29 protein-coding genes are annotated in these 24,989 nt (G+C 72.4%); 16 read left to right on the forward strand and 13 right to left on the reverse strand.

What is annotated here, in order from left to right; translation table 11 throughout:
- Positions 1-55: 55 nt before the first annotated feature.
- From ACS3YM_RS16915 to ACS3YM_RS16925, 3 genes are all read right to left on the reverse strand, one after another.
- Positions 56-400, reverse strand: coding sequence for a PRC-barrel domain-containing protein (locus tag ACS3YM_RS16915; protein ID WP_439937601.1), 345 nt, complete (start codon positions 398-400; stop codon positions 56-58).
- Between the two features lie 139 nt (positions 401-539).
- Entirely contained in the window at positions 540-1,202 is a 663-nt protein-coding gene (locus ACS3YM_RS16920; protein ID WP_439937602.1) for an FMN reductase, read from the reverse strand.
- Positions 1,199-2,353: an LLM class flavin-dependent oxidoreductase gene (locus tag ACS3YM_RS16925; RefSeq protein ID WP_439937603.1), complete on the reverse strand. Its 1,155-nt coding sequence runs from the start codon at positions 2,351-2,353 to the stop codon at positions 1,199-1,201. The genes ACS3YM_RS16920 and ACS3YM_RS16925 overlap by 4 nt, the downstream gene beginning before the upstream one ends.
- Before the next feature lie 158 nt (positions 2,354-2,511).
- On the opposite strand from ACS3YM_RS16925, the gene ACS3YM_RS16930 reads away from it, so the two are divergent.
- On the forward strand, positions 2,512-2,898 hold the full coding sequence (locus tag ACS3YM_RS16930; RefSeq protein ID WP_439937604.1) for a tetratricopeptide repeat protein: 387 nt from the start codon (positions 2,512-2,514) through the stop codon (positions 2,896-2,898).
- 164 nt (positions 2,899-3,062) lie between these two features.
- Positions 3,063-3,899 carry a glycerophosphodiester phosphodiesterase family protein gene (locus tag ACS3YM_RS16935; protein ID WP_439937605.1) on the forward strand — a complete coding sequence of 279 codons (837 nt, stop codon included), beginning with the start codon at positions 3,063-3,065 and terminating at the stop codon, positions 3,897-3,899.
- On the opposite strand, the gene ACS3YM_RS16940 is transcribed toward ACS3YM_RS16935, so the two are convergent.
- Complete coding sequence (locus tag ACS3YM_RS16940; RefSeq protein WP_439937606.1) at positions 3,839-4,456, reverse strand: LuxR C-terminal-related transcriptional regulator; 618 nt, start codon at positions 4,454-4,456, stop codon at positions 3,839-3,841. The genes ACS3YM_RS16935 and ACS3YM_RS16940 overlap by 61 nt on opposite strands.
- 207 nt (positions 4,457-4,663) lie before the next feature.
- On the opposite strand from ACS3YM_RS16940, the gene ACS3YM_RS16945 reads away from it, so the two are divergent.
- From ACS3YM_RS16945 to ACS3YM_RS16965, 5 genes are read left to right on the forward strand one after another with little or no spacing between them, the layout of a single operon-like run.
- The gene (locus tag ACS3YM_RS16945) at positions 4,664-4,966 is read left to right on the forward strand and encodes a metal-sensitive transcriptional regulator (protein WP_439937607.1); all 303 of its coding nucleotides are present in this window, start codon (positions 4,664-4,666) and stop codon (positions 4,964-4,966) included.
- 23 nt (positions 4,967-4,989) lie between these two features.
- Complete coding sequence (locus ACS3YM_RS16950) at positions 4,990-5,205, forward strand: heavy-metal-associated domain-containing protein (RefSeq protein WP_439937608.1); 216 nt, start codon at positions 4,990-4,992, stop codon at positions 5,203-5,205.
- Between the two features lie 13 nt (positions 5,206-5,218).
- Positions 5,219-6,169 carry a hypothetical protein gene (locus ACS3YM_RS16955; RefSeq protein WP_439937609.1) on the forward strand — a complete coding sequence of 317 codons (951 nt, stop codon included), beginning with the start codon at positions 5,219-5,221 and terminating at the stop codon, positions 6,167-6,169.
- Entirely contained in the window at positions 6,159-8,423 is a 2,265-nt protein-coding gene (locus ACS3YM_RS16960; protein WP_439937610.1) for a heavy metal translocating P-type ATPase, read from the forward strand. Before ACS3YM_RS16955 ends, ACS3YM_RS16960 begins: the two co-directional genes overlap by 11 nt.
- Positions 8,424-8,445: 22 nt before the next feature.
- Positions 8,446-9,156 (forward strand): EcsC family protein, encoded by a 711-nt coding sequence (locus ACS3YM_RS16965; RefSeq protein WP_439937611.1) that lies wholly within the window; start codon positions 8,446-8,448, stop codon positions 9,154-9,156.
- On the opposite strand, the gene ACS3YM_RS16970 is transcribed toward ACS3YM_RS16965, so the two are convergent.
- From ACS3YM_RS16970 to ACS3YM_RS16980, 3 genes are read right to left on the reverse strand one after another with little or no spacing between them, the layout of a single operon-like run.
- Complete coding sequence (locus ACS3YM_RS16970; RefSeq protein ID WP_439937612.1) at positions 9,149-10,453, reverse strand: CotH kinase family protein; 1,305 nt, start codon at positions 10,451-10,453, stop codon at positions 9,149-9,151. The genes ACS3YM_RS16965 and ACS3YM_RS16970 overlap by 8 nt on opposite strands.
- A complete protein-coding gene (locus ACS3YM_RS16975; RefSeq protein WP_439937613.1) occupies positions 10,450-11,253 on the reverse strand; it encodes a polyphosphate polymerase domain-containing protein in 804 nt (267 codons plus the stop codon). The genes ACS3YM_RS16970 and ACS3YM_RS16975 overlap by 4 nt, the downstream gene beginning before the upstream one ends.
- Positions 11,250-11,843 carry a DUF4956 domain-containing protein gene (locus tag ACS3YM_RS16980; protein WP_439937614.1) on the reverse strand — a complete coding sequence of 198 codons (594 nt, stop codon included), beginning with the start codon at positions 11,841-11,843 and terminating at the stop codon, positions 11,250-11,252. Before ACS3YM_RS16980 ends, ACS3YM_RS16975 begins: the two co-directional genes overlap by 4 nt.
- 111 nt (positions 11,844-11,954) lie before the next feature.
- Between ACS3YM_RS16980 and ACS3YM_RS16985 the strand changes: the two genes are divergently transcribed.
- Together ACS3YM_RS16985 and ACS3YM_RS16990 are read left to right on the forward strand one after the other, a co-directional pair.
- Positions 11,955-12,314, forward strand: a complete 360-nt coding sequence (locus ACS3YM_RS16985) for a hypothetical protein (RefSeq protein WP_439937615.1) — start codon at positions 11,955-11,957, stop codon at positions 12,312-12,314.
- On the forward strand, positions 12,311-12,712 hold the full coding sequence (locus ACS3YM_RS16990) for a hypothetical protein (protein WP_439937616.1): 402 nt from the start codon (positions 12,311-12,313) through the stop codon (positions 12,710-12,712). The genes ACS3YM_RS16985 and ACS3YM_RS16990 overlap by 4 nt, the downstream gene beginning before the upstream one ends.
- A gap of 1 nt (position 12,713) precedes the next feature.
- Here the strand turns inward: ACS3YM_RS16990 and ACS3YM_RS16995 are convergent, their stop codons facing one another.
- A complete protein-coding gene (locus ACS3YM_RS16995) occupies positions 12,714-13,904 on the reverse strand; it encodes a RimK family alpha-L-glutamate ligase (protein WP_439937617.1) in 1,191 nt (396 codons plus the stop codon).
- 49 nt (positions 13,905-13,953) lie between these two features.
- Here ACS3YM_RS16995 and ACS3YM_RS17000 point away from each other — a divergent pair, with 49 nt between their 5' ends.
- From ACS3YM_RS17000 to ACS3YM_RS17020, 5 genes are all read left to right on the forward strand, one after another.
- Positions 13,954-14,466: an ATP-dependent zinc protease family protein gene (locus ACS3YM_RS17000; protein WP_439937618.1), complete on the forward strand. Its 513-nt coding sequence runs from the start codon at positions 13,954-13,956 to the stop codon at positions 14,464-14,466.
- 233 nt (positions 14,467-14,699) lie between these two features.
- Positions 14,700-15,647 carry a succinylglutamate desuccinylase/aspartoacylase family protein gene (locus tag ACS3YM_RS17005; protein WP_439937619.1) on the forward strand — a complete coding sequence of 316 codons (948 nt, stop codon included), beginning with the start codon at positions 14,700-14,702 and terminating at the stop codon, positions 15,645-15,647.
- 9 nt (positions 15,648-15,656) lie between these two features.
- Positions 15,657-16,853, forward strand: coding sequence for a cysteine desulfurase-like protein (locus tag ACS3YM_RS17010; RefSeq protein ID WP_439937620.1), 1,197 nt, complete (start codon positions 15,657-15,659; stop codon positions 16,851-16,853).
- A gap of 31 nt (positions 16,854-16,884) precedes the next feature.
- Positions 16,885-17,232 (forward strand): PadR family transcriptional regulator, encoded by a 348-nt coding sequence (locus tag ACS3YM_RS17015; RefSeq protein ID WP_439937621.1) that lies wholly within the window; start codon positions 16,885-16,887, stop codon positions 17,230-17,232.
- Entirely contained in the window at positions 17,225-18,064 is an 840-nt protein-coding gene (locus ACS3YM_RS17020; RefSeq protein ID WP_439937622.1) for a hypothetical protein, read from the forward strand. The genes ACS3YM_RS17015 and ACS3YM_RS17020 overlap by 8 nt, the downstream gene beginning before the upstream one ends.
- A gap of 45 nt (positions 18,065-18,109) precedes the next feature.
- On the opposite strand, the gene ACS3YM_RS17025 is transcribed toward ACS3YM_RS17020, so the two are convergent.
- Positions 18,110-18,961, reverse strand: coding sequence for a hypothetical protein (locus ACS3YM_RS17025; protein ID WP_439937623.1), 852 nt, complete (start codon positions 18,959-18,961; stop codon positions 18,110-18,112).
- 43 nt (positions 18,962-19,004) lie between these two features.
- Complete coding sequence (locus ACS3YM_RS17030) at positions 19,005-19,235, reverse strand: hypothetical protein (RefSeq protein WP_439937624.1); 231 nt, start codon at positions 19,233-19,235, stop codon at positions 19,005-19,007.
- Between the two features lie 269 nt (positions 19,236-19,504).
- Here ACS3YM_RS17030 and ACS3YM_RS17035 point away from each other — a divergent pair, with 269 nt between their 5' ends.
- On the forward strand, positions 19,505-20,332 hold the full coding sequence (locus ACS3YM_RS17035) for a hypothetical protein (RefSeq protein WP_439937625.1): 828 nt from the start codon (positions 19,505-19,507) through the stop codon (positions 20,330-20,332).
- Positions 20,333-20,339: 7 nt separating this feature from the next.
- Here the strand turns inward: ACS3YM_RS17035 and ACS3YM_RS17040 are convergent, their stop codons facing one another.
- Complete coding sequence (locus ACS3YM_RS17040; protein ID WP_439937626.1) at positions 20,340-20,585, reverse strand: hypothetical protein; 246 nt, start codon at positions 20,583-20,585, stop codon at positions 20,340-20,342.
- Between the two features lie 78 nt (positions 20,586-20,663).
- Between ACS3YM_RS17040 and ACS3YM_RS17045 the strand changes: the two genes are divergently transcribed.
- Positions 20,664-21,707: a DNA polymerase IV gene (locus tag ACS3YM_RS17045; RefSeq protein WP_439937627.1), complete on the forward strand. Its 1,044-nt coding sequence runs from the start codon at positions 20,664-20,666 to the stop codon at positions 21,705-21,707.
- On the opposite strand, the gene ACS3YM_RS17050 is transcribed toward ACS3YM_RS17045, so the two are convergent.
- Both ACS3YM_RS17050 and ACS3YM_RS17055 read right to left on the reverse strand, forming a co-directional pair.
- The gene (locus ACS3YM_RS17050; protein ID WP_439937628.1) at positions 21,701-22,411 is read right to left on the reverse strand and encodes a ZIP family metal transporter; all 711 of its coding nucleotides are present in this window, start codon (positions 22,409-22,411) and stop codon (positions 21,701-21,703) included. The two genes, ACS3YM_RS17045 and ACS3YM_RS17050, sit on opposite strands and share 7 nt — an antisense overlap.
- Before the next feature lie 25 nt (positions 22,412-22,436).
- Positions 22,437-24,989: an ABC transporter permease gene (locus ACS3YM_RS17055; RefSeq protein ID WP_439937629.1), complete on the reverse strand. Its 2,553-nt coding sequence runs from the start codon at positions 24,987-24,989 to the stop codon at positions 22,437-22,439.

Here is a 24,989-nt window from a genome sequence, read left to right on the forward strand (position 1 = left end):
GACGCGTCGACGCCCCGGCCGCGCACGGCCGGGGCGTCGATGCTGGCGAGCCCGCTCAGCGCTCGCTGTAGGGCGTGTAGTAGTCCGCGTGACGGCTGCGGGAGTCGTCGTCCCAGTCGGCCTTGTCGTAGTCGGGCGCGGCCTTGATGGCGTCCTTCGACATGTTGACGATCACGCGCCTGTCCTCGTGGTCGATCCCGGTGACCGTCCCGGCCGGGATGAGCCGCTTCTTGCCGAAGATCCAGAATCCGGTGTCGACCACCAGCCACTTCGCGGACGCGTCGGTGCTCGCCTCGTCGATCTTGCCGATCGAGCCGTCAGTGGCCTCCACGTCGTAGCCGACGAGGTCGCGGTCCGTGCTCCACGTGGTGTCGCGGTAGCTCCACACTGTGTCAGTCATGGTTCCCTCCTGCACTCGGTTGTGCCGAACCCCTGACGCAACCACGCGGCGATGCCCACGAGCACACCCGCCCGAGGGTGATCGCGAGTTACCCCCCGCACGGGTGGTCCCCAGACCGGGGGCGACCCGGGCCACGCCCTCAGTCGGAGCCGGAGTGCCCGCGCAGCAGGTCGCCGAAGGGCGTCACGTCGGCCTCGACCTGCGTGCCGGACGTACGCCGCGGACGGGCCGCGAGGTCGGGGGCGAACCCGCCGACCGCGTAGCCCCCCTGGCTCAGCACGCCGGCCGCGAGCTCGGCCGCGGCCCGGGTGATCCGGTCCGCGAGCCCGTGGCTGCCGAAGTCCTCGGTCGCCGCGAACACGCCCGTGGGTACGACGACCGCGCGCAGGTAGGCGAAGAGCGGGCGCATCGCGTGGTCGAGGACCAGCGAGTGCCGCGCACTGCCGGCCGTGGCGGCGATCAGCACCGGCGTACCGGTCAGCGAGTCGGGGTCGAGGGCGTCGAAGAACATCTTGAACAGCCCGCTGAAGCTGGCGTTGAAGACCGGCGTGACCGCGACCAGCCCGTCGGCGGAGGCGACCTGCTCGCGGAGCTCGGTCAGCCGGGGCGTCGGGATGCCGCCGGTGACCATGAAGGTGGCCAGCTCACCGGCGACCTCGCGCAGCTCGACGAACTCCACGTCGACCGACTCGCCCCGCGCGGTGACCTGCGCGGACGTCGCCTCGGCGATCTGGTCGGCGAGCAGCCGGGTCGACGACGGGACGGTCAGGCCGGCGGTGACGACGACGACGCGACGCGTCATGCCTGGACCTGCGCAGCCGCGGCCTGGAGCTCCTCCACGCGGGCCCGGGCGGGCTCCACGAGGTGGTGCGGGGCGTCAGGACCGGCCGCGACGAGCGAGGCGTGGGTGGGCGGGTCGCTGGGCACGTGCGCGGGACGGCGGCGCTCGAACTCCTTGCGGAGCACCGGCACGACCTCGGTGCCGAGCATCTCCATCTGCTCCATCACCAGCGACGTCGGCAGGCCGGCGTGGTCGATGAGGAAGAGCTGGCGCTGGTAGTCACCGACGTAGTCGGCGAAGCCCAGGGTGCGCTCGATGACCTGCTCGGGGGTGCCGACGGTCAGCGGCGTCATCTCGGTGAAGTCCTCCAGCGACGGGCCGTGGCCGTAGACCGGGGCGTTGTCGAAGTAGGGCCGGAAGACGCGCTTGGCCTCGGCCTCGGTCGACGCCATGAAGACCTGCCCGCCCAGGCCGACGTAGGCCTGGTCGGCGGCGCCGTGCCCGTAGTGCTCGAAGCGACGGCGGTAGAGCTGCACCATCTGCTCGGTGTGCTCCTTGTTCCAGAAGATGTGGTTGTGGAAGAAGCCGTCGCCGTAGTAGGCCGCCTGCTCGGCGATCTCGGTGCTGCGGATCGAGCCGTGCCACACGAAGGGCGGCGTGCCGTCGAGCGGCGCGGGCGTGGAGGTGTAGCCCTGCAGGGGCGTGCGGAACTGGCCCTGCCAGTTGACGACCGGCTCGCGCCAGAGCTTGCGGAGCAGGTGGTAGTTCTCGACCGCGAGCTTGATGCCGTCGCGGATGTCCTTGCCGAACCACGGGTAGACGGGGCCGGTGTTGCCGCGGCCCATCATGAGGTCGACGCGACCGCCGGAGAGGTGCTGCAGGAAGGCGTAGTCCTCGGCGATCTTCACCGGGTCGTTGGTGGTGATCAGCGTCGTGCTGGTCGACAGGACGAGCTTCTCGGTCTGGGCGGCGATGAAGCCGAGGTGGGTCGTCGGGGACGACACGACGAACGGCGGGTTGTGGTGCTCCCCGGTCGCGAAGACGTCGAGCCCGACCTCCTCCGCCTTGAGCGCGAGCTGCGTGATCGATGCGATGCGCTCGGCCTCGGACGGCGTACGCCCGGTGGTCGGGTCCGCCGTGACGTCACCGACGCTGAAGATGCCGAACTGCATGGTCTGCCTCCGTATTAGTTGAAGTTTGTACCATCTCCAACAGGGCCTCGGGGCCCAGTATTCCGCGCATTCGTCCTGGAATCGCCGAGGGGCGTCCGGCGTTGGGCCGGCATCCGGGCGCACGCTCGGGAGACGACAGCTTTCCGGGAGGAGCGACGATGACCGACTTCACGCCCTTCGAGGACCTGCTGCGCTCCGGCCGCGGCCTCGTCGAGGACGCACCCTTCAACCGCTGGCTCCGCGCCCAGGAGCTCTTCGCCGAGCGGGCCTACCGCGAGGCGGCCGTCCTGCTGACCGAGCTGCTCGACGACCCGGGCGAGGTGCGCCACGAGCTCACCGACGTACGCCTGCTGCTGGCGCGCTCGTTCTTCCACTCCGCCCAGCTCGACGGGGCCATCCGGGTCGCCACCGAGCTCCTCGAGCACGACCCCAACGAGCCCTACGCCCACCTCCTGCTCGGCCGCTCGCTCCAGCGCAAGGGCCGCCGCGACGAGGCCCGGCCGCACCTGCGCCTCGCCGAGCTGCTCGGCGGCTACCGGAGCTGATCGCCGCCCGGGGGCGACTCGAGCGGCCATATGGCCGCTCGAGCGGCGGTCTGCCGGCGCCCGAGCGGCCATATCGGTGCACCAGTGCGAAGCCTGGGTGAACAGTCGCTCCAGAGACCCTCCGGGGCGCGACAGGCCGGTCGAGGCGGACCCATGCTGGGGACGTGACCGGTTACGGCGACGACGCGGGACCACTGGCGATGGCGCACCGCGGAGGCATGGGCCTCGCGCCCGAGAACACCCTGGCCGCGTTCGGCCGGGCCACGGCCCTGGGCCTGAGCTACCTCGAGACCGACGTGCAGACCACGCGCGACGGGCACGTCGTGTGCTTCCACGACGCGACGCTGCGCCGGGTGACCGGCCACCCGGGCCGGGTCGCCGACCTCGACCTCGCCGACCTGCGCCGACTGCGCGTCGGGGGTACCGACCAGGTGCCGACCCTGGCCGAGGCGATGGCGGCGTTCCCGCAGGCGCGCTTCGCGATCGACCTCAAGGACGAGGCGGCGATCGCCCCGATGGCGCGGCTGCTGCGCACCCACCCGCGCTGGGCCGAGCGGACCTGCGTCGCCGGCGCCTGGAGCCGCTGGCTGCGACGCCTGCAGGACGAGGCCCCCGGCGTCACGACGGCTCTCGGGTGGCGCTCACTGACCACGCTGATCGCCTGCTCCCGCGGCGGCGTACGTCCGCTCGGCGTGCGTGCCAGCACCCCCACCGGCGGCGCCTTCGCCCACGTACCGCTGCGCCTCGGCCGGCTGCCGGTCCACTCCGAACGGGTCATCGCCCGGGCCCACGAGCTGGGTGTCCGGGTGGTCGTCTGGACGGTCGACGACCCGGCCACGATGCGCTCCCTGCTCGACGCCGGCGTCGACGGCATCATCACCGACCGGCCCGACGTGCTGCGCGACGTGCTGATCAGCCGCGGCCAGTGGACGCGCGGAGGTCAGACCCGCTCGAGCGCCTCGACGCGCACGCCGTTGGACACCGCCCACAGCACCGCCTGACTGCGGCTCTGCACGCCGATCTTGCGATAGGCGCTGCGGATGTAGGACTTCACCGAGTTGAGCGAGATGCCCATCTGCACGGCGATCTGGTCGTTGCTGCGGCCGGTGGCGATGTTGGCCAGGGTCTCGCGCTCACGGTCGGTGAGGCTGTCCACCTCGTGCGGCGGCTCCGTGATGCCGACCGGCCGACGGGCCAGCGCCGGCGACACGACCTGGTCCCCGAGGTGGATGGCGCGGAGCGCTCGCCCGAGCTGGGCGGCCGTGAGGTTCTTGCCGAGGTAGCCGGAGACGCCGTCGCGGAGCATGTCGTCGACCAGCCCGGGATGGTGGTTCCAGGTGAAGACGGCGACCTTGGCGATGTAGGGGTCGGCGACTGCCCGCTGGAGGGTCGTGTCGCCCTGCGGCACGCCGAAGGTCTCGACGAGCGCGATGTCGATCGGGGCGCGGGCCCGGTCCTTGATGCTGCCGAGCTCGAAGCCGCCCAACGTCCTGAGCATGCTCTCGAGGCCGCGCCTGACGAGCTCGTCGCCGCCCAGGAGGGCTACACGGATGATCATGGCGGGTCCTGACGGTCTGAGACGTGTGGGAGGACGTACGCCTCGCACGTCCTGCGACATCTCCCAAGGCCGCATCGCCACTGTAGGCAGACCCGTGCCGATCACCGGCATTTCGCGGGCTGGTGGAGCGTGGCGCGGGCCCGAAGTCCACCCCCAAGGGTGGAAGCGCCGCTTGATCTGAATACCCCCTAGGGGTATGGTCTGCGCATGAGCGAGCAGCACGGCCACCTCGAGGGCAACGACGCAGCGGTCCAGGCCCACCTCAAGCGCCTGCGGCGGATCGAGGGGCAGGTGCGCGGGATCCAGCGGATGGTCGAGGAGGAGAAGTACTGCATCGACATCCTCACCCAGGTCTCCGCGGTCACCAAGGCGCTCCAGGCCCTGGCCCTGTCGATGCTCGACGACCACATGGCCCACTGCCTCGTCGACGCCGCCCGCCAGGGCGGGGCCGAGCAGGAGCTGAAGCTCAAGGAAGCCTCCGAGGCGATCGCCCGCCTCGTGAAGTCATGACCCGACCGACACCAGGAGACAGCATGACCACCGAGATCACCACCGCGACCTACACCGTCACCGGGATGACCTGCGGCCACTGCGCCGCCTCGGTCACCGAGGAGATCTCCGAGATCGCCGGCGTCGAGGACGTCGACGTCGTCGTCGAGACCGGAGCCGTCACCGTCACCAGCGCCGCGCCCCTCGACGAGTCCGCCGTGCGCGCCGCCGTCGAGGAGGCGGGATACGCGCTGGCATGAGAGCGGCGACCTGATGAGTACGCCGCTGCGCGTGGCCGCCTTCGTCGCCGCCCTCGCCGCCGCCTTCGCGCTGGCGTGGGGCGGGGGCCGGGTCGTCGGTCCGATCGACACCGAGACCGTCGCCCACGAGGGCGCGACAGCCCACGGCGGTGCGGGGAGCGCGACGGAGTCGCACGGCGGCCACGACAGCGCGGTGGCCGACGCCAGCGGGCTGACCGCCCGCGCCGACGGGTTCACCCTCGTGCTCGCGGAGCGCACGCCGGCCGCCGGGCGGACCCGGCTGGACTTCCAGGTCCTCACCTCGAGCGGCCGTCCGCTGCTCGACTACACCCGCCAGCACGAGAAGGACCTGCACCTCGTCGTCGTACGCCGTGACCTGACCGGTTTCCAGCACGTGCACCCGACCCTGGACCGGGCGACCGGCACGTGGTCGGTCGACGTCCGGCTCACGGCCGGGGTCTGGCGAGTGATCGCCGACTTCACGCCCGAGAGCTGGGACGGCATCACCCTCGCCGACGACGTGGCCGTGGCCGGCGACTTCTCGCCGCGGGCGCTGCCGTCCGACGACCGGTCCGCGACCGTCGAGACACCCGAGGGCACCTACGCCGTCACCCTGGAGGGCGACACCGCCCCCGGCGCGAGCACCGTGCTCACCACCCGCGTCGAGCTCGACGGCCGGCCCGTGACCGACCTCGAGCCCTACCTCGGCGCGTTCGGCCACCTGGTCGCGATCCGGGCCGGGGACCTCGGCTACCTCCATGTCCACCCCGAGGAGGGCGCGCCCGGCCCCGGGATCGACTTCGCGACCGGCTTCCCCACCCCCGGGACGTACCGGCTCTTCCTGGACTTCCAGCACCGCGGCGTGGTGCACACCGCCGCGTTCACCGTCGAGTCCGGCGGCGCGCCCGGCAGCACTGATGAGCCGGACGACGAGCACGCCGGAGGAGGCGACCATGACCACTGACCAGCTCAGCGACGTCGAGCTCGCCATCACCGGCATGACCTGCGCGTCGTGCGCCAACCGCATCGAGCGCAAGCTCAACAAGCTCGACGGCGTGACCGCGACGGTCAACTACGCCACCGAGAAGGCCAGGGTCTCCTACCCCGGCACCGTCTCCACCGACGACCTGCTCCGCACCGTCGAGGCCGCCGGGTACGCCGCCGCGCTGCCGGCGCCGCCGTCCGTGGACGTCGCCGACGACGTCCCCGAGCGCGACCCGCTCCTCCAGCGGCTGCTCGTGAGCGCCGCGCTCAGCGTCCCGGTCGTCGCGATGGCGATGGTCCCGGCGTGGCAGTTCACCTCCTGGCAGTGGGCCTCCCTCGCGCTGGCCGCACCGGTCGTGGTGTGGGGTGCGTGGCCGTTCCACCGCGCCGCGTGGACCAACCTGCGCCACGGGGCGACCACGATGGACACGCTGGTGTCGGTCGGCGTGCTCGCCGCCTTCGGCTGGTCGCTGTGGGCGCTCTTCCTCGGGACCGCCGGGGAGCCGGGCATGACCCACCCGTTCCGGATCTCGATCGACCGCACCGACGGCGCGGGCAACATCTACCTCGAGGCCGCGGCCGGAGTGACGACGTTCCTCCTCGCCGGCCGCTGGCTCGAGCACCGCTCGAAGCGACAGGCCGGAGCCGCGCTCCGCGCCCTGATGGAGCTCGGGGCTCGCGACGTCGCCGTCCTGCGCGACGGGCGGGAGACGCGCATCGCGATCGACCAGCTCGCGGTCGGCGACGAGTTCGTCGTACGCCCCGGCGAGAAGGTCGCGACCGACGGTTCGGTGGTGGAGGGCAGCTCCGCGGTGGACGCGTCCATGCTGACCGGCGAGTCGGTGCCGGTCGAGGTCCGCCCCGGGGACGCCGTGGTCGGTGCGACCGTCAACGCCGGCGGCCGACTGGTCGTGCGCGCCACCCGGGTCGGCGCCGACACGCAGCTGGCCCAGATGGCGCGGCTCGTCGAGGACGCCCAGAACGGCAAGGCCGAGGTGCAGCGCCTGGCCGACCGGATCTCCGGGATCTTCGTGCCGATCGTCATCGGCCTCGCGGTCGCCACGCTCGGCTTCTGGCTCGGCGCCGGCGGTGGCGCGACCGCCGCCTTCACCGCGGCCGTCGCGGTCCTGATCATCGCGTGCCCCTGCGCGCTGGGCCTGGCCACGCCGACCGCGCTCATGGTCGGCACCGGGCGCGGCGCGCAGCTCGGCATCCTGATCAAGGGCCCCGAGGTGCTCGAGTCGACCCGTCGCGTCGACACGATCGTGCTCGACAAGACCGGCACGGTGACCACCGGCGAGATGACCGTCCACGACGTGGTGGCCGCCGACGGCGAGTCGGTGGACGACGTACGCCGCCTCGCCGCCGCCCTGGAGTCCGCCTCCGAGCACCCGATCGGCCGGGCCATCGCCGCCTCGACACCTGAGGACGTCATGAACGGGATCGGCCCTGACATCCGTTCACCACGTCCTCAGGTATCGGTCGAGGGCTTCGCCAACCGCGAGGGGCTCGGCGTCGAGGGGGTCGTCGATGGCCACGCGGTGGTCGTCGGCCGGCCCAGCCTGCTGGCCGACTGGTCGCAGCACCTCACGCCGGAGCTGGCGGCCGCGGTGCAGAAGGCGCAGGGCGAGGGCCTCACCCCCGTCGCCGTGGGCTGGGACGGTCGGGCGCGCGGGATCATCGTGGTCGGCGACACGATCAAGCCCACCTCGGCGGAGGCCGTCGCCGGTCTGCGCGACCTGGGGCTCACCCCGGTCCTGCTGACCGGTGACAACGAGGCGGCGGCCCGCCACGTCGCTGCTCAGGTCGGCATCGAGACGGTCGTGGCCGACGTACTGCCGGCCGACAAGGTCGCCGAGGTGCAGCGGCTGCAGGCCTCGGGCAAGGTCGTCGCGATGGTCGGCGACGGCGTGAACGACGCCGCCGCGCTCGCCCAGGCCGACCTCGGGCTGGCGATGGGCACGGGCGCCGACGTCGCCATCGAGGCCAGCGACCTGACCCTCGTGCGCGGCGACCTGCTCGTGGCGGTCGACGCGATCCGGCTCTCGCGCCGCACGCTCGGCACCATCAAGGGCAACCTGTTCTGGGCCTTCGCCTACAACGTCGGCGCCCTCCCCCTCGCCGCGGCCGGGTTGCTCAACCCGATGCTCGCCGGGGCGGCGATGGCCTTCTCGAGCGTCTTCGTGGTGACCAACAGCCTCCGCCTGCGGGGCTTCCGCTCCTCGGTCTCCTGACGACCTTCGTAGGGTGGGCGGCATGGGACTCATCGACCTGCTCACCCCCGGCCGCGCCGAGGCGAAGAAGACCCGGGCCGCGCTCGACGCCGCCGGCGACCCCGACCCGGACCCCGGTGCCATCGACCGGCTGGTCGAGATGCTCGTCGCCACCGGTCTCGGGGGCCGTGGACCGCTGAGCTCGGCGCGGGAGGTCGCGCAGGAGGCGCTGGCGAAGTCCGACGGTGACGTCGAGAAGGCAGTCGCGCGGCTCGCCCGCCAGACCCTCGTCACGGGCAGCATCGGCGGGTTCGTCACCGGGCTGGGCGGCTTCGTCACGATGCCGGTCTCCCTGCCGGTCAACGTGGCCGAGTTCTACCTCCAGGCCGTCCGGATGGTCGGCGGCATCGCGAGCCTGCGGGGGTACGACCTCGAGGAGCCGCGGGTGCGCACGGCGGTCCTGCTCACGCTCGTCGGCTCGGACTCCCACGAGGTGCTGGAGAAGGCGGGGATGACGACGGCGAGCGGCCGGATCACGTCGTACGCCCTCAAGGGCCTGCCGCCCGGCGCCCTGATGGTCATCAACAAGGCGGTCGGCTTCCGGCTGATGCGCGGGGTGAGCGAGAAGGTGCTCTCCCGCCTCGGTCGCGGCATCCCGGTCGCCGGCGGCCTGGTCGGCGGCGGGATCGACGGCTTCATGATGAAGAAGATCGCCGACCAGGCGATGAAGGAGTTCCCGGCGCAGGTCAGATGACGTCTCGGATGGCGTCGGCCTCCTGCTGGACCGTGGCCTTGTCCACCAGGTCGCCGGCCTGCTCGGTCAGCACGCTGATCCACTGGTCGAGCACCTGGTCGGCGTAGCCGCTGTCGAAGAGCTCCTTCGTCAGGTCGGCCTCGGCCCGGTCGACGAGGTCGGACCACTTCTCGACGGCGGTGAAGCGCTCGACGAGGATGTTGGAGCCGCCCATCCGGCCGCCTCCGGAAGCACCGTCGCCGGGAGCACCGTCGCCGACGTCCGGGCGCTCGCCGTCGGGAGGTGACGGCATCCCGCCCGGGCCGCCCATCCCGCCGCCCATCGGGCCGCCCATCCCGCCGAAGGCGAGGTTGTGGTCCCAGGCCACGACCGTGAAGCCGCCGGACTCCGCGTCGTAGCGCAGGTAGGAGTTGTTGCCCGGCCCGTCGATGTCGTCGAAGTTGTCGACGACCTGCTCGAAGGCGAGGTAGCGGGCGAAGGCGTCCACGTCGAGGCGCTGTGGCAGCTCGGCGGCGAAGTCGTCGTCGCTGCTGTTGTTGACGAAGTCGAGGAAGTCGATCAGCGGCGTCAGGTCGTCGTCGCCGGTCTCCTGGTCGAAGACGTCGGTGTAGGCGTTCGGGTCGTCGCCGCGCCACGACCAGTCGCCGCCGGCCTCCGACTTGTAGAGCAGGCCGTCGGTCGAGAAGTTCTCCGCCTCCCAGTCCTCGTCGAGGTCCTGCACGACCAGCCGGAGCCGGGCGTCGCCGCCGTTGACGCTGAACGACGAAGCGACGGCGTGCTCGCTCGCCAGGCCGGCCTCGGCCAGCAGGTCGAGCGCGACGGCCTCGTTGAGCGCGGTCTCGGAGCTGTTGGAGCGCACGATGAAGCCGCTCGAGCCGTCCACCGACTGGCCGTCGACGAACTTGTCGAGCCGGATCAGCCACGGCAGGTCGCCCGGGGCGGCGTCGTCGCTGACGCCTCGCAGCGAGGAGTTGCCCTTCAGCCGCAGGCCGGCGCGCCGGTAGGTCGTCCCGTCGATCGTGACCGTGGCCTCGATCCACTCCTTCTCCTGGGTCTGCTGGTAGGTGTCGATCATCCCCGCCAGGGCGTCCTCGTCGACGTCGATCGAGAACTCGTGCACGGCGCTGGCGTCCCACACCCCGGTGCCGTCAGCGACCTCCTGCGCGGCCGAGGAGACCCCGGAGGTTCCCGTCGTGGTGCCGTCGGAGGTGGCCGCGCAGCCGGACAGGGCGAGCGCGCCGAGGGTGGCGCCGACCGCGAGGCGGCGGGTGATCATGATGCGGGGAAGGTCTGTCATGCGAGCACTCCTTCGTGGAGGGTGAGGTGGTCGGCGAGGTGGCGTGAGGTCACCCGGTGCCAGCGGTTGGTCTGGAGGTGGGGCGTGAGCAGCGCCAGCCCGGTGCCGTACTTGGAGATGCGGACGGGTCGGTGTCCCAGCTCCCAGAGGCGCCGGTCCAGCGGTCCGGGTCGCGCGCTGGCGGACTTGGTCTCGACGACCAGCACGTCGCCGACCTCCGCGGTGCCGTGGCCCGACATCCAACGCAGGTCGCGGTCGACCGTCGCGCGGCCGGCGCCGTCGGCGAGCAGCAGCGTCGTACGTACGTAGCTGGTGCGCAGGGTCGCGACGAGGCCGCTGGGGTCGATGTCGTGGACGTGCGCGGCGCCGAGGCGGTCGCGCAGCCAAGCGCCTGCGGGGCCGGAGATCTCGAGCGCGTCGTGGGGCAGCCGCTCCTTGACGGTGACGCCGCGCCGGCCGCGTGTCTTCACCTCGAGCCAGCGCTCGCCGGTGTCGGCGTACGTACGGGTGCGCACCTTCCACCGGCGTCGGCGGCGGTGCGCGGCGCCCGCCCAGCTGTCGAGGTCGACGGTGTCGAGGTAGGTCGACTCGTAGCGCGAGGACCGGCGGCCCTCGACCTCGAGCGCGCGCAGCCCGGCCACCCCGGAGTCGTAGGGCCCGGTCAGCACCGCGTCCAGCTCGGCGGCCTCGATGACGTACTTGCGGTCCACGCGGGTGAGCAGCGCGGCCGCCGCGTCGAGCTCGGCCAGGGAGACGCTCGGCAGCAGCTCGACGGCCTCCATCGGCTCGATCGTGCTCACCGGGTGAGCGCCTGGTGGCGATCGGTGCGACGGAGCGCGGGACCTGGGGCCGCGGCGTAGTGGACCTCGACCGTGGTGGTGTCGTCGACGAGGTCGACGCGCACCGGCGTCACGCGGGTGACCCGGGCGTCGAGCAGCATCTCGAGCCGCTCGACGAGGGTCGGCTCGTCGGTGATCGCGGAGTCGAGCACGACCACCTGGCGCAGCCCGGTGCCGTGCAGCAGGCGGCTGTCGGCGAGGGCGAGGACCGCCACGATGCCGGCCATCAGAGACACGGAGAGTGGTACGTCGCCGGTGCCGAGGCCGCCGATGAGCCCGATCGCGAGCGCGGCGAAGTAGTAGGCGATCTCGTGCTGCCCGAGCTCGTCGGAGCGGAGCCGGATGATGGACAGCACCCCGAACAGGCCGAGCCCCAGCTCCACCGTCGCGGCACTGCTCGACAGCACGATCGTGACGGCCAGGACGCCGACGTTGACGGCGATGAAGGCCGTCACCAGGTCGGCGCGGCGGTGGCGGGGGTAGTACACGGCGATGGCGAGGACGAGGACGGCGACGACGTCGACGAGCGCCAGCAGGTGGGTGGAGTTCATGGAGGGCCCTTCAGGATCGGTGAGCCCCGAACGTCCCGGTCCCGCCTGTTCGTCACCTGCCGTCGACCTGTGGCCCACCTGTGGGTCGGCGCCCTGCAAGAATCTGCGCTCGTGGACGGACCGCTGCCCCTCGCACTGATCGCCGCCTCGCTGCTCTTCGCAGTCGTGGTGCTGGTCTACGTCGCCCTGGCTCGTACGCCGGACTGGGGGCTGCTCGGACTCGCGGGCGTCATCGAGGCCGGGGTGCTCGTGCTGCTGGTGATCGCGGCCTTCCAGGTCGGCGACGCCGACCTCTCCGGACCCAGCGCGATCACGCTCTTCGGCTACCTGGTCGCCGCGCTCGCCGTCCTGCCGATCGGCTTCCTGTGGTCGCTGACGGAGCGGAGCCGCGGCGCCACGGCGGTGCTGGCGGTCGTCGGACTCACCGAGGCCTTCCTCGTCGTGCGCGCACTGCAGGTCTGGGCGTCGTGAGCACGCCGCACTCGACCCGGTCCGGAGCCGGGCGCGTCCTCGTCGCGATCTACGGCGTCTTCGCGCTCGCCGCGACGGCGCGCTCGCTCGTGCAGCTCTTGACCAAGGCCGACGAGGCCCCGCTCGCCTACGGGCTGTCCGCGCTCGCCGGGATCGTCTACATCGCCGCCACCCTGGGCCTGGCCGAGGTCGGCCCGGACCCGCGCCGGGTGGCCTGGGCGGCCGTCGGCTTCGAGCTGGTCGGGGTGCTCACCGTGGGGACGCTGACGGTCCTCGACCCGGAGCTCTTCCCCGACCAGACCGTGTGGTCGTCGTACGGCTCGGGCTACGGCTGGCTGCCGCTCGTGCTGCCCTTCGCCGGCATCGCCTGGCTGCTGCGCACACGCCCCCGCGACTGACTCACGACGACTCGGGCGGCAGGTGCTTCTTCATCAGTCGCCGGACCCGCTTCTCCTTGCGGTCGGGGATCATCGAGCGCATCTCCTCGAGCTTGCCGAAGCAGAGCAGCCGGTCCTCGCCCTCGAGCACGGTCTTGTTGCGCGGGTTGGGGATGACCTGGGGGCCGCGGTGCAGCGTGAGGACGGTGATGTCGCGCTCGTCGAGGCCGGAGTCGCCGAGCTTCTTGCCGACCATGTCGGAGCCGCCGTGGACGACGATCTCGGCCACGCCGTAGCCGGTCGAGACGGTCAGCCGCTGGCGTACGTCGATGTCGGGGAAGGCGACCTGGTTGGCCATGTAGTCGACGATCGCGCCGGCGACGTCGAGCTTGGTCGCACGCTCGATGCCCTCGAGCCCGGGCGAGGAGTTGACCTCCATCACCTGCGGGCCCTTGCGGCCCTCCAGCATGTCGACACCCGCGACGCGCAGGCCCATGATCTGCGCCGAGCGCACGGCCACCCGCTCGAACTCCTCGTCGAGCTCGACCGCCTCGACGCTGCCGCCGCGGTGCACGTTGGAGCGGAACTCGTCACCCTGCGCGACGCGACGCATCGCGGCGACCACGCGGTCACCGACGACGAGCGCGCGGATGTCGCGGCCCTTGCTCTCCTTGACGAAGCTCTGGATCAGCACGTTCTGCCGGGTGCTCTGCAGCGTCTCGATGATCGCCTCGGCCACCTTGATGGTCGGTGCCAGGATCACCCCGATGCCCTGCGTGCCCTCGAGCAGCTTGATCACCACCGGTGCGCCGCCGACGCTCTCGATCGCGGGGATCACGTCGGCCCGGTCCTGCACGAAGGTCGTCGCGGGCATCGGGATCTTGTGCCGGGACAGGATCTGCGTCGCGCGCAGCTTGTCGCGGCTGTTGGCGATGCCGTAGCTCGTGTTGGGCGTGTAGACGTCCATCTGCTCGAACTGTCGCACGACGGCGGTGCCGAAGTAGGTGATCGAGTTGCCGATGCGCGGCAGCACGGCGTCGTACGTCGACAGCTGCTTGCCGCGGAACAGCAGGTCGGGCTCGTCTCCCGTGAGGTCGATGCCGAAGCGGAGCGTGTTGAGCACCTTGACGTCGTGACCGCGGTCCAGCGCGGCCGTCCGCAGCCGCTGCGTGCTGTAGGCGCGCGGCGCCCGAGAGAGGATGGCGAGCTTCATGGGGAGCCATCCAACCACCTCGGCACGGGGGCTTTGACAGGATGTCCGGGTGTCCACCACCCCCGCACCGCCCGACTCCGAGCCCGTCTCCGAGCGCGAGGCCGCGAAGGTGGTCGTGGGCTGGCGCGAGTGGGTGGCGCTGCCGCAGGCCGGCGTGGACTGGGTGAAGGCCAAGATCGACACCGGCGCCCGCTCGTCCTCGATCCACGCCTTCGACCTCGAGATCTTCGAGCAGGACGACCGCGAGTGGGTGCGCTTCTCGATCCACCCCTGGCAGCGCTCCGACGACGAGGCCCACGAGCTCACCCTCCCGGTGCTCGACCGCCGCGAGGTGCGCAGCAGCAACGGCCAGACCGAGCAGCGCTACGCGGTCGCGATGGACGTCACGCTCGCCGGCCGCACCATCACGACGGTGATGACGCTGAGCAACCGCGACGAGATGGGCTTCCGGATGCTGATCGGGCGCGAGGCGCTCGAGCGCGGCTTCCTCGTCGACTCCGCGCGGTCCTACGCCGGTGGCCGGCCGCGCCGCGCGGTGCGCCGCAAGAACTGGGGCAAGTAGGCGTCCCTGCCGGCCGCTCCGCGAGGTGGGTGGCGGCATACGACATACCTCCCGCGCAAGGTGGCGGCATACGACACCTTTCGGACGCAGAACGGTGTCGTGTGCCGCCAGGGTCGGACGTCGACATGTCGTGTGCCGCCACCCTCGGGAGGCAAGCACGCCTTCGTCGGGCCGGGTCCTTGTCCGCACTACCCTCAGAGGATGACCACCACCACGACCCCGAGACGCGCCTAGTGCCCCGCGAGTCCTTCGCCATCGGCGGTGTCCGGATCCGTTCGGGCACCGTGCGCGCCCTCGAGCTGCCGATCACCCGCCTGGTGACCGGGGCCGACGTGACCCTGCCGGTGCGGGTCGTGCACGGTCGTGAGGACGGTCCGCGCGTCTGGATCGATGCCGCGATCCACGGCGACGAGGTCGCGGGCGTCGAGGTGGTGCGCCAGGTGATGGCCGGCCTCGACCCCAAGACGTTCCGCGGCACCCTGGTCGCGGTGCCGATCGTCAACGTCCTCGGCTTCATGACCGGCGACCGCTACCTCCCCGACCGCCGCGACCTCAACCGCTCGTTCCCCGGCTCGGCCCGCGGGTCGCTGGCCAGCCGGATCGCCCACCTCTTCATGCGCGAGATCGTCGCCGGCTGCGAGGTCGGCATCGACCTGCACACCGGCTCCGACCGGCGCAGCAACCTGCCGCAGGTCCGCGCCGACCTCGACGACGAGCGCACGCGCGAGCTGGCCCAGGCGTTCGGCGCGCCGGTGATGCTCCACGCCAAGATCCGTGACGGCTCGCTGCGCCACGCCGCCCGCGAGCAGGGCGCGAAGGTGCTGCTCTACGAGGCCGGCGAACCCCTGCGCTTCGACGACTTCGCCGTGGAGGCCGGCGTGATCGGCGTACGCCGGGTGCTGGCCGCGCTCGGCATGACCGAGTCGGTCGACGAGCCTCCCGTTGAGCCGAGCCTGGAGTGCCGCTCCAGCGGCTGGGTGCGCGCCCGGCGCACCGGCATCCTGCACCTCGACGCCCACCTCGGGCAGAAGGTCAGCGACGGCGAGCGGCTCGGCACGCTCTTCGACTCCTTCGGCAAGACCCTGCGCGCGGTCTACGCCAACCGCGACGGCATCGTCATCGGCCGCACCGAGGCACCCCTCGTGAACTCCGGTGACGCGGTGGTGCACATCGCCAGCTAGCGTGCTCGGGTGCCCTTCGACGTCGCCTCCTTCCGCGCCGGGTTCCCGTCGCTCGCCTCCGGCATCGCCCACTTCGACAACCCCGGCGGCACCCAGACGCCGGCCGTCGTGGGTGAGGCGATCGCACGCACGATGACCGGGCCGCTGTCGCAGCGCGGCGCCGCGACGGTGAGCCAGCGCAACGCCGAGGAGGTCGTGGCCGGCTTCCGCTCCGCGGTGGCCGACCTGCTCGGCGGCGTGCCGGAGGGCGTGGTCCACGGCCGCAGCGCCACCGCGCTGACGTACGACTTCTCCCGCACGCTCGCGAGGACGTGGGTGCCCGGCGACGAGGTCGTCGTGTGCGAGCTCGACCACGACTCCAACGTGCGGCCGTGGGTCCAGTCGGCGGAGCGGGCCGGGGCCACCGTGCGCTGGCTGCGCCTCGACCCGGACACCGCCGAGCTCGACCTGTCCTCGCTCGACGTGATCACCGAGCGCACCCGCCTGGTCGCGATGACCGCCGCCTCCAACCTCCTCGGCACCCGGCCCCCGGTCGCCACCGTCGCGGCGAGGGCGCACGAGGTGGGTGCGCTGGTCCACGTCGACGCGGTGCACCACACCGCCCACGCGGCCCCGGACGTGGCGGCGATGGGCGCCGACTTCGCGGTCTGCTCGCCCTACAAGTTCTTCGGGCCCCACTGCGGCGCACTCGTCGCCGACCCCGACCTGCTCGAGACGCTGCGACCCGACAAGCTGCTGCCCTCGACCGACGCGGTCCCCGAGCGCTTCGAGCTCGGCACGCTGCCCTACGAGCTGCTCGCCGGCGCGACCGCGGCGATCGACCTCATCGACTCGCTCGGCACCGGTGGCACTCGGCGCGAGCGGCTCGTCGCGGCGGCGGCCACCATCGCCGAGCACGAGCTCCGGCTGCGGCTGCGGATCGAGGAGGGGCTCGCCGCCCTCGGTGACCGGCTGACCCTCCACTCGCGCGCGGTCGACCGCACGTCCACGCTCTTCGTCACGCTCCGCGACCGCCTGCCCGTGGACGCGTACGAGCTCCTGGCGAAGCGCGACGTCCTCGTGCCCGCCGGCACGTTCTACGCCTATGAGACCTTCCGGGCCCTGCGCCTGCCGGACGACTCCGGCCTGCGGATCGGGCTCGCCGCCTACAACGACGACTCCGACGTGGACCGGCTGCTGGAGGGACTGACGGACGTCCTGGCGTGAGAACTACTAGGTATGTGCTGTACTTAGATACGTGAGCGATACAGCCAGGTGGCCATCCCCGTGGGTTCGTGCCGCGCTCGACCTCGCGGTGCTGGCGAGCCTGACGGAGGGACCCCTCCACGGGTACGCCATCGGGCAGACGCTCGCCGCCCACGGGTTCGGGCTGCTCAAGGGTGGGTCGCTCTACCCGGTGCTCGGCCGCCTCGAGGAGGCCGGCTCGGTCGAGGCCGCCTGGGTCGAGGGCAGTGGCGGACCCGGTCGCCGGGAGTACCACCTGACCTCCGCCGGACGCGACCGCCTCGACCGCGAGCTCGCCTCGTGGCGCGACCTGGGAGCGACGCTGACGACGATGGGCACGAGGGCGGTTCGGAATGGCTGAGGCAACACCGCTGTCGAGGACCGTCGACGAGTTCGACCGCGCGCGGGGCGACGACATGGACGGCGTCTGGGCCTTCAGCGCCTCGTGGAGGCTGCTGATGCGCGATGTCGACGTCACGCTCGTCGTCGATGGACTCAACGAGGCGCTGGACGTCGTCCGCGAGACGCAGGAGTCACCACAGGACCTGTTCGGCGACGCGAGGCAGCACGCGGACACCCTCTACGACCGATGGGTCGAGGAGGGTCGGCTCGTGCTCGACGACGGCTTCACCACCTGGCGCGACGCGGTCGTGACCGGCCTCGTCCTCGCTGCGCTGGTCGCGGGGATCTTCGCCGTGCTGCTGCTCGTCCGGGGCGAGCTCGGGACGGCTGCCGTCGCCCGTGTCGCCGGCATCTCGCTCGCGCTCGGGCTGGGCGCCGCGGTCGGCCAGGCCGCGTGGAGCCGACGTCACCGACGACCCGCTCCCGGGCCCGGCGTCCCGGACGACGCGCGCTGGTCGATGGAGCTCACCGAGATCCTGCGGAGCCGCCACGCGATGTCTGGCCCGCGGGTGCGCGACATCGTTGCCGAGGCGCATGCCCACGCCGCACAGTCGGGGCGCTCCGTGCAGGACGAGTTCGGCACGCCGGAGCAGTACGCCGCCCACTTCGCCCCCGACCTGGCGCGTCGGAGCAGGTGGAAGGTCCTCGCCTTCGCCGCCCTCGCTCTCTGCGCAGGGATCCAGCTCGCCGACGGCTTCCGCTGGCCCGCCGCGCTCATGACCGCGACCTTCGCGTGGTGGGCGTTGAGCGAGCACCGCAACGCCCGCCGCTTCCGGGCGACCGCCCACTGACTCACAGATCACTCGCAGCATGCGCGAGAGATCGTCGGCCCAGCCTCAGCCGTCCCGCCGCCAGCGGTAGGTCCTCGTCCGGGCGCCCGGCACGAAGCCGATCCGGCGGTAGAGGCGCGCGGGACCGGGGTGGTCGTCGTCGCCGCGCGGGCAGACCAGCCCCTCGGTGGCACCGAGGTCGCGAGCGGCGGTGAGCGCGGACACCGACGCCGCTGCGGCCAGGCCACGGCCGCCGTGCTCCTCGACGCACCCCACGGGCTCGACCAGCGCCACGCCGGTCGCGGGGTCGAGCCACACGCAGCAGGACGCGACCCACTCGCCCGACTCGCTGACCACGACGTGGTCGGTCTCGGTGCGGTAGGGCGCCACCGTCATCAGCCGCTCGTAGGCCGCGGTCGTCACCCGTGACGTCGGCGACCAGGCAGCGCGGTGGACGGCGGCCCGTTGCTCGGCCTCGCCCGGTCGCACGGCGCGGACGGCGTACCCCTCTGGAAGCACGACCGGCGGCAGGTCGGCCAGGTCGAGGTGGTGGTGGGTGAACCACGGCGCGTCCACCTCGACGAAGCCGGCGCGGGTGAGCGCGGCGACCGTGACGTCCTCGGTCTCGAGGGTGCTCGCGGTGACCTCGTCATCGGCCACCGCCAGCGCCGCGGCGACGACGGCCTCGACGGCGGCGGCGTCCGTGCCGCAGACCTCCAGCCAGTCGCGCGACTCCAGCCACGCCCAGGCGGTGTCGAGCAGGAAGGCCGGCCCGAGGTCCAGCACGTGTGGCTCGCCGTAGGCGGCCGACCAGGCGAGCTGGCCGGGGTGGTGCCGCGACTGAGGGCTCCACAGCTGTGACGCCAGGGCCTGCATGCGTGGCAGGGCGTGCTCGACGTCGAGGCGCTCGGGAGTCATGGCGGCACTCTGGCAGCCCGTCCCGCCCGGACGCACCCGAGATTCAGTCCCCGACCTGCTCGGCGACCTCCTCGGCCCCCGGTCCGTCCTCGTGCGCGCCCGAGTCGACGTCGGCGGTGTCCACGGTGTCGCCGACGGTCGCGTTGCCGGCGGGCGCGGCGTCGAGCGCTCGCTGCCGGTCCTCGTCGCTCACCCGCTCACCGGCGCCGGGGAACACCGACTCCTCGGGGTGCTCGGCGTAGGCGTCGGGGCTGCCCTGGTCGTCGCTGGTCATGCGTCCGACGGTACGCCGGGGGTCCCGGACCGCGACCCGCCCGAAGGTGTGGTCGGCCCTCCCCGACCGACCGCCTGCGCTCCTGAACTTCCACTCGCTCGAGTGGAATTCAGGCCCGAGCGAACAGGTCCACGCTCAGCCCCGGATGGACTTCCACTCGCAGGAGTGGAAATCCATCACGCGGTTCACCCAGCCACAGTCCGGACATCGTCTGGGCAAGGTCTGGACAACCTCCTGACAGATCGCACCGGCAGGAGGATGCTCCCCGCATGGCCGTGCCCGAGATCCGCGACGCTTCCTCCGACGACGTCGTACGCCTCGAGGCGTGGGTGGGCGACTCTCTCGTCGGCCACGCCACCGCGCGGCCGGTGCGCCTGTTCGAGCGCGAACGCTTCTGCGACGTGCAGGTCGACCACGGGCGACGGCGCGAGGGCATCGGGTCCGCGCTCTACGCCGCTCTGGACCGTGCCGTGCCCGCGGACGAGGCCCTCGTCTGTCGGCTCCTGCACGCCGATGCCGACGCCGTCGGCTTCGCGCGCTCGATCGGGCACGACCTGGTGGAGCTGTGCCCGGCGCCGCAGGCCGACCCCACGGCGGCGGCCTGGGTCGCGTGGTGCGAGGCGCACCCCGTCCCCGACGGCGCGGCGGCGGTCGGGTCCGACGGGGTCCCGGAGGCGGACCTCGAGGAGGCGTGGGTCGACTACTACGTCTGGGCCCACGAGATGATCGGGCCGCTGCGGCCCCGGGCCGAGGTCGCCGCGGCCTCGGCCGGACTCGGCGCGGGCCTCGACCACACGGTCTCGAGCCTGGTGATCCGCGGCGGCCGCGTCGTCGCGCTCAGCCTGGTCTTCGACGGCCCCGCCTGGGACGGGATCGTCCGGGTGCTCGCCGAGACCCCGCGCGTCGACGAGCCCGACGGCGAGCACCTCGTCGCGGCGGCCCTCGCCCGCACCCTCACGCTCCTCGCCGACCGCGGCGTCCGCCTGGTCGAGCTCGAGGGCCGCACCTTCGACCCGCACCTCCCCGCCGTCGTCGCGACCTTCCCGCCCCACCCCAGCAACCCGATGAGCCTCGTCCGCCTGCACCGCGTGCGCTGACCGCCCGTCAGTCGGCCCTGTGGCCCCCGTGGACCTGGTCGTCGACCTCCTGGGCGCCGGGCCCCGACTCGTGGGCGCGCGAGTCGATGAGGTCCATGTCGACCATGTCACCGACGGTCGCGTTGCCGCGCGGCTCCGCACGGAGCGCCTGCTCCCGGGTGGCGTCGTCCATCCGCTCACCCGCGTCCGGGAAGATCGACTCGGGGTGGTGCTCGTCGATCGGGTCCGGGTCGATGAACTCGCCGCTGGTCACCTTCCGAGGCTACGCCGCACCGTCGACGGTGGCGGCAGATCCCACGACGACGTCGGAGGCCTCGGCCACAATGACGAGGTGTCCCGCCACTGGGTGCTCCACGTCGACATGGACCAGTTCCTCGTCGCCGTCGAGCTGCTGCGCCACCCCGAGCTGGTGGGCAGGCCGGTCGTGGTCGGCGGCCGCGGCGACCCGACCGAGCGGGCGGTCGTGTCGACGGCGTCCTACGAGGCCCGCGCGCACGGCGTACGCAGCGGGCTGGCGCTCAAGGTCGCCCGGCGACGCTCGCCCGACGCGGTCTTCCTCCCCGTCGACCTCCCGGTCTACGAGGCGGCGTCCGCGCGGGTGATGGAGACGCTGCGCGCGATCCCCGGTGCGGTGGTCGAGGTGCTCGGCTGGGACGAGGCGTTCGTCGGCATCGAGACCGACGACCCCCTCTCGGCGGCCCGCGGGATCCAGGCGGCGGTGCTCGAGGCGACCGACCTGCACTGCTCGATCGGCATCGGCGACACGTTGGTGCGGGCGAAGATCGCGACCGACTTCGGCAAGCCCCAGGGCACCTTCCAGCTCACCCGCGACAACTGGATGGAGGTCATGGGCGCCCGCCCGACGACCGCGCTCTGGGGCGTCGGCAGCAGGATCGGCGCCCGGCTGGCGTCCATCGGCCTCCACACGGTCGCCGACCTCGCGGCCGCGGAGGAGGCGGCGCTGGTCGCGGCGTTCGGCCCGACCAACGGGCCGCACCTCGGCCGGCTCGGTCGGGGTGGCGGCCGGACCCGGCCCGACGACACCCCGTGGGTGGCACGCGCCCACGGTCGCGAGACGACGTACCAGTCCGACCTCACCACCCCCGACGAGGTGCGTGCCGCCCTCATCGAGCTGGCCGGTCGGGTCGTCGACGACGTGCGCAAGGAGGGCCGGGCGGTGCAGCGGGTACACCTCAAGGTCCGCTTCGCCCCGTTCTTCACGTTCACCAAGGTGCGCAAGCTGCCCACGCCGACGTACGACGTCGAGGTGATCGCGCGGACTGCCTACGAGCTCTACCTCGCCCTGGACGACGTCCGGCCGGTGCGGCTGCTCGGCGTGCGGGGGGAGATGGTGCCGCCCGAGGGCGGCTACTGACCGAGCAGCGAGAGCCCGGCCGCCAGGGCGAACCCGGCGACGGTCGTCAGGCCGGCCCAGTCCTGGGCCTTCTCCTTGGCCTCGGGGACCATCGAGTCGATCAGCATCGTCAGGAGCGCTCCTGCCGCGAACCCGTCGACGAGCGCCTGCGCCTCGTCGGAGACCGCCCCGGCGAGCGCGGCCCCCACGACGGTGGCCGCGGCGCAGAGCACCGCGACTCCGGTCCACAGACCGATGACCGAGCGTCCCGAACGACCGGCCGACCTCATGTCGGCCGCCGAGCCGATCGCCTCGGGCAGGTTGGAGGCGAAGATCGCGACGACGAGTGCCGCGCTGACCCCTCCGCCCGAGGCGATGCCGATGCCGAGGACCAGCTGCTCGGGGATCCCGTCCAGGAAGGCACCGACCGCGAGCGGGGCGCCGGCCGCGGACCCTCCGGAGCGTCCACCCCACCTCTCCACGAGGCGGTCGGCGCCGAAGAAGGTGAGCCCGCCGAGCGCCAGGCCCGCCGCGACGGCGGACGCGCTCCCGATCTTCAGGCCCTCCTCGGCGAGCTCGAAGGAGACGCTCGCGATCAGGGCGCCGGCGCCGAAGCCGAGCACCAGGCCGACCGCCCGGTCCGGCCACGTGCGGAGGAGCGCCAGGACGGCGCCGACCACCAGCGACCCGGCGGCCAGCGCTCCCCAGCCGAGGGACGCGATCACGGGGACAGGATGCCAGCGCTCGGCCTCACTCGGTGGCGATCGCGTCCAGCACCTTCATCCGCGAGGCGCGGATCGCCGGCACGATGGCCGCCAGCACGCCGAAGAGCACCGCGACCACGAGGAAGACGCCCAGCCCGGTCAGGGGCAGCGCCAGCTCGGTGAGGTCGTCCTTGAGGGACTGGCGCAGCACCACGCCGATGACGAGCCCGAGCACCATGCCGAGGACCGCACCGAGCAGCGCGATCGCCACCGACTCCAGCGTGATCATCCGCCGCAGTCGGCTGCGGGACAGGCCGACGGCACGCAGCAGGCCGATCTCACGCGTCCGTTCGAGCACGCTGAGGCCGAGGGTGTTGACGATGCCGATGACCGCGATCACGACGGCGAGCGCGAGCAGCCCGTAGATGACGTAGAGCAGCTGGTTGACCTGGCCGCTGATGAGGTCCTTGAACTCCTCCTTGTCCTGCACCGCGAGGATCGGCAGGTCCTTGATGACGTCCTCGAGGTCCTGCTTGACCGCCCCGCGGTCGGCCCCTTCGGCGACGGTGATGCTGAGGGTCGAGTCGCTGCGCTTGATGCCGGCGTCGCGGAGCACGGAGAGCGGGAAGGTGAGCCCGCCAGTGATCGGGCTGTCCTCGAAGACACCCGTGACCTCGAGCGGGACGGTCCTGCCGCCGGGGAACTCCACGTCGATGGTGTCGCCGGGACCCGCCCCCAGGTCGCCGGCGCGACTCTCGCTGAGGAGCACCTGGCGCCCGGAGATCGCGTCCTTGCCCGCGACCATCGTGAGGTCGTAGATCTCGAAGAACCCCTGGTCGACCCCGGTGGCGAAGGTCTGGTCGGGCTTGCCGTCGACGTCGATGCTGACCGGGGTGCCCTGCTGGCGCGAGACCAGGCCGACCCCGTCGACGTCGAGCATCCGGTCGCCGTACTGCGCCGGGAAGCCCTGGAACGTCGGCATCTGCACGAGGAAGTCGCTGCGGAACTCGTCGTCCACCACCGCGTCGTTCGTGGCGCTCAGCGAGGAGGCCAGCACCCCGACGGCGGAGACGACCGCGAGGCCGATCATGAGCGCCGACGCGGTGGCGCCCGTACGACGCGGGTTGCGCAGGGCGTTCTCGCCGGCGAGCCGGCCCGGGGTGCCGAACAGGCGGCCGAACGCGCTGCGGCACGCGACCAGCACCGGGTGGCCGAGCACGGGCGCCAGCACCGCGGTCGTGACCACCCAGATCACCGCTCCGGCGCCGATCCAGATCGCGTCGGTGCCGGGCGCCCCGGCGAGGCCGACCGCGACGAGCGCGGTGCCGATGACCATGGCGATGGTGCCCAGCAGCAGCCGGCGGGCCATCCCGCGCTCCTGCACGACGAGGTCGTCGCGCATCGCCGCCACCGGCGGCACCTTGGCCGCCCGGCGGGCCGGCACGAACGCCGCCACCATCGTGACCAGGATGCCGACGACGTAGCCGGCGACGATCGTGAACGTCGTCAGGGTGAGCACCTCGCCGGCGATGTCGAGCCCGAACGAGCGGAACAGGCCGGCGAGCAGCCGGGAGAGGCCCAGCCCCAGCAGCAGGCCGAGGGTCGCGCCGACGAGCGCCATCAGGAACGCCTCGATGAGCACCGAGCGGGTGACCTGCTTCTTGCTGGCCCCGAGCGCCCGCAGGAGCGCGGACTCGCGCACCCGCTGGGAGACCAGGATCGAGAAGGTGTTGAAGATGATGAACGCGCCCACCACGATCGCGATGACCGCGAAGGTCGTCAGGAAGATCGAGATGACGTCGAGGAACTGGCCGATCTGCTCCTGCGTCTCCTTCACCACCTTGTCCCCGGTGACGGCGGTGAAGCCGTCCGGCACGACCTGGTCGGCGGCCTTGGCGAGCTGGGACTGGGAGACGCCGTCGGCAGCGGTCAGGGCGACGCTGGTGTAGGCGTCGGCGCCGTCGAGGAAGATGTCCTGGGCCTCCGCGGTGTCCAGCAGCACGAGGGTCGCGCCGGCCGTGCCGCCGCCGTTGAAGTCGGCGGTGCCGACGAGCGTGAACGTCCGCTTCGGCTCCTTGGCCGGGACGATCAGCGTGACGTTGTCACCGACCTCGTAGGCGCCGCGCTCCGCGGAGGACGTGTCGAGCGTGATCTCGCCGGGCTTCTCCGGCCACCGGCCCTGGTTGAGCTCGAGCACCTGCTCGCCCTGCATGTTCTCGGCGGGCGCGTAGTTGAAGGCCAGGGTCGGCGCGCCCTGGCCGCCGACGAGCTTGTCGTCCTTGCCGAGCAGGAAGGAGCCGATGCCGTCGACGGAGCCGGTGGCGTCCTCCACCTCCGGCAGCGCGCTCAGCTTGTCGACGTCCTCGGGCGTCACCAGCTGGGTGGTCGCCACCCCGGCGTTGGCGCCCTGCAGGTCGCCCGCAGGTCGTACGACGGCATCCGAGGTGGACCCCTTGACGATGTTGTCGAAGGTCGCGTTGAGGCCGGTGCTGAAGGTCATCACGCCGGCCAGGAAGCCGATGCCGAGCACGATCGCGAGCGTGCTCATCAGCAGGCGCACCTTGCGCGCGAGCAGGTTGCGCCAGGTCAGGCGGAGCAT

It is taken from the genome of Nocardioides sp. N13(2025), assembly GCF_051912545.1.
In the GTDB taxonomy this organism is placed as follows: domain Bacteria; phylum Actinomycetota; class Actinomycetes; order Propionibacteriales; family Nocardioidaceae; genus Nocardioides.

Excerpts from the sequence above, each read along its gene's own strand:
- ACS3YM_RS16960 (WP_439937610.1), top strand. The coding sequence starts at position 6,159 with ATGACCACTGACCAGCTCAGCGACGTCGAGCTCGCCATCACCGGCATG.
- ACS3YM_RS17035 (WP_439937625.1), top strand. The coding sequence starts at position 19,505 with ATGGCCGTGCCCGAGATCCGCGACGCTTCCTCCGACGACGTCGTACGC.
- ACS3YM_RS16915 (WP_439937601.1), bottom strand. The coding sequence starts at position 400 with ATGACTGACACAGTGTGGAGCTACCGCGACACCACGTGGAGCACGGAC.
- ACS3YM_RS16930 (WP_439937604.1), top strand. The coding sequence starts at position 2,512 with ATGACCGACTTCACGCCCTTCGAGGACCTGCTGCGCTCCGGCCGCGGC.
- ACS3YM_RS16940 (WP_439937606.1), bottom strand. The coding sequence starts at position 4,456 with ATGATCATCCGTGTAGCCCTCCTGGGCGGCGACGAGCTCGTCAGGCGC.
- ACS3YM_RS16925 (WP_439937603.1), bottom strand. The coding sequence starts at position 2,353 with ATGCAGTTCGGCATCTTCAGCGTCGGTGACGTCACGGCGGACCCGACC.
- ACS3YM_RS16950 (WP_439937608.1), top strand. The coding sequence starts at position 4,990 with ATGACCACCGAGATCACCACCGCGACCTACACCGTCACCGGGATGACC.
- ACS3YM_RS16980 (WP_439937614.1), bottom strand. The coding sequence starts at position 11,843 with ATGAACTCCACCCACCTGCTGGCGCTCGTCGACGTCGTCGCCGTCCTC.
- ACS3YM_RS16970 (WP_439937612.1), bottom strand. The coding sequence starts at position 10,453 with ATGACAGACCTTCCCCGCATCATGATCACCCGCCGCCTCGCGGTCGGC.
- ACS3YM_RS16965 (WP_439937611.1), top strand. The coding sequence starts at position 8,446 with ATGGGACTCATCGACCTGCTCACCCCCGGCCGCGCCGAGGCGAAGAAG.
- ACS3YM_RS16995 (WP_439937617.1), bottom strand. The coding sequence starts at position 13,904 with ATGAAGCTCGCCATCCTCTCTCGGGCGCCGCGCGCCTACAGCACGCAG.
- ACS3YM_RS16945 (WP_439937607.1), top strand. The coding sequence starts at position 4,664 with ATGAGCGAGCAGCACGGCCACCTCGAGGGCAACGACGCAGCGGTCCAG.
- ACS3YM_RS16920 (WP_439937602.1), bottom strand. The coding sequence starts at position 1,202 with ATGACGCGTCGCGTCGTCGTCGTCACCGCCGGCCTGACCGTCCCGTCG.
- ACS3YM_RS17030 (WP_439937624.1), bottom strand. The coding sequence starts at position 19,235 with ATGACCAGCGACGACCAGGGCAGCCCCGACGCCTACGCCGAGCACCCC.
- ACS3YM_RS16955 (WP_439937609.1), top strand. The coding sequence starts at position 5,219 with ATGAGTACGCCGCTGCGCGTGGCCGCCTTCGTCGCCGCCCTCGCCGCC.
- ACS3YM_RS17055 (WP_439937629.1), bottom strand. The coding sequence starts at position 24,989 with ATGCTCCGCCTGACCTGGCGCAACCTGCTCGCGCGCAAGGTGCGCCTG.
- ACS3YM_RS17020 (WP_439937622.1), top strand. The coding sequence starts at position 17,225 with ATGGCTGAGGCAACACCGCTGTCGAGGACCGTCGACGAGTTCGACCGC.
- ACS3YM_RS17025 (WP_439937623.1), bottom strand. The coding sequence starts at position 18,961 with ATGACTCCCGAGCGCCTCGACGTCGAGCACGCCCTGCCACGCATGCAG.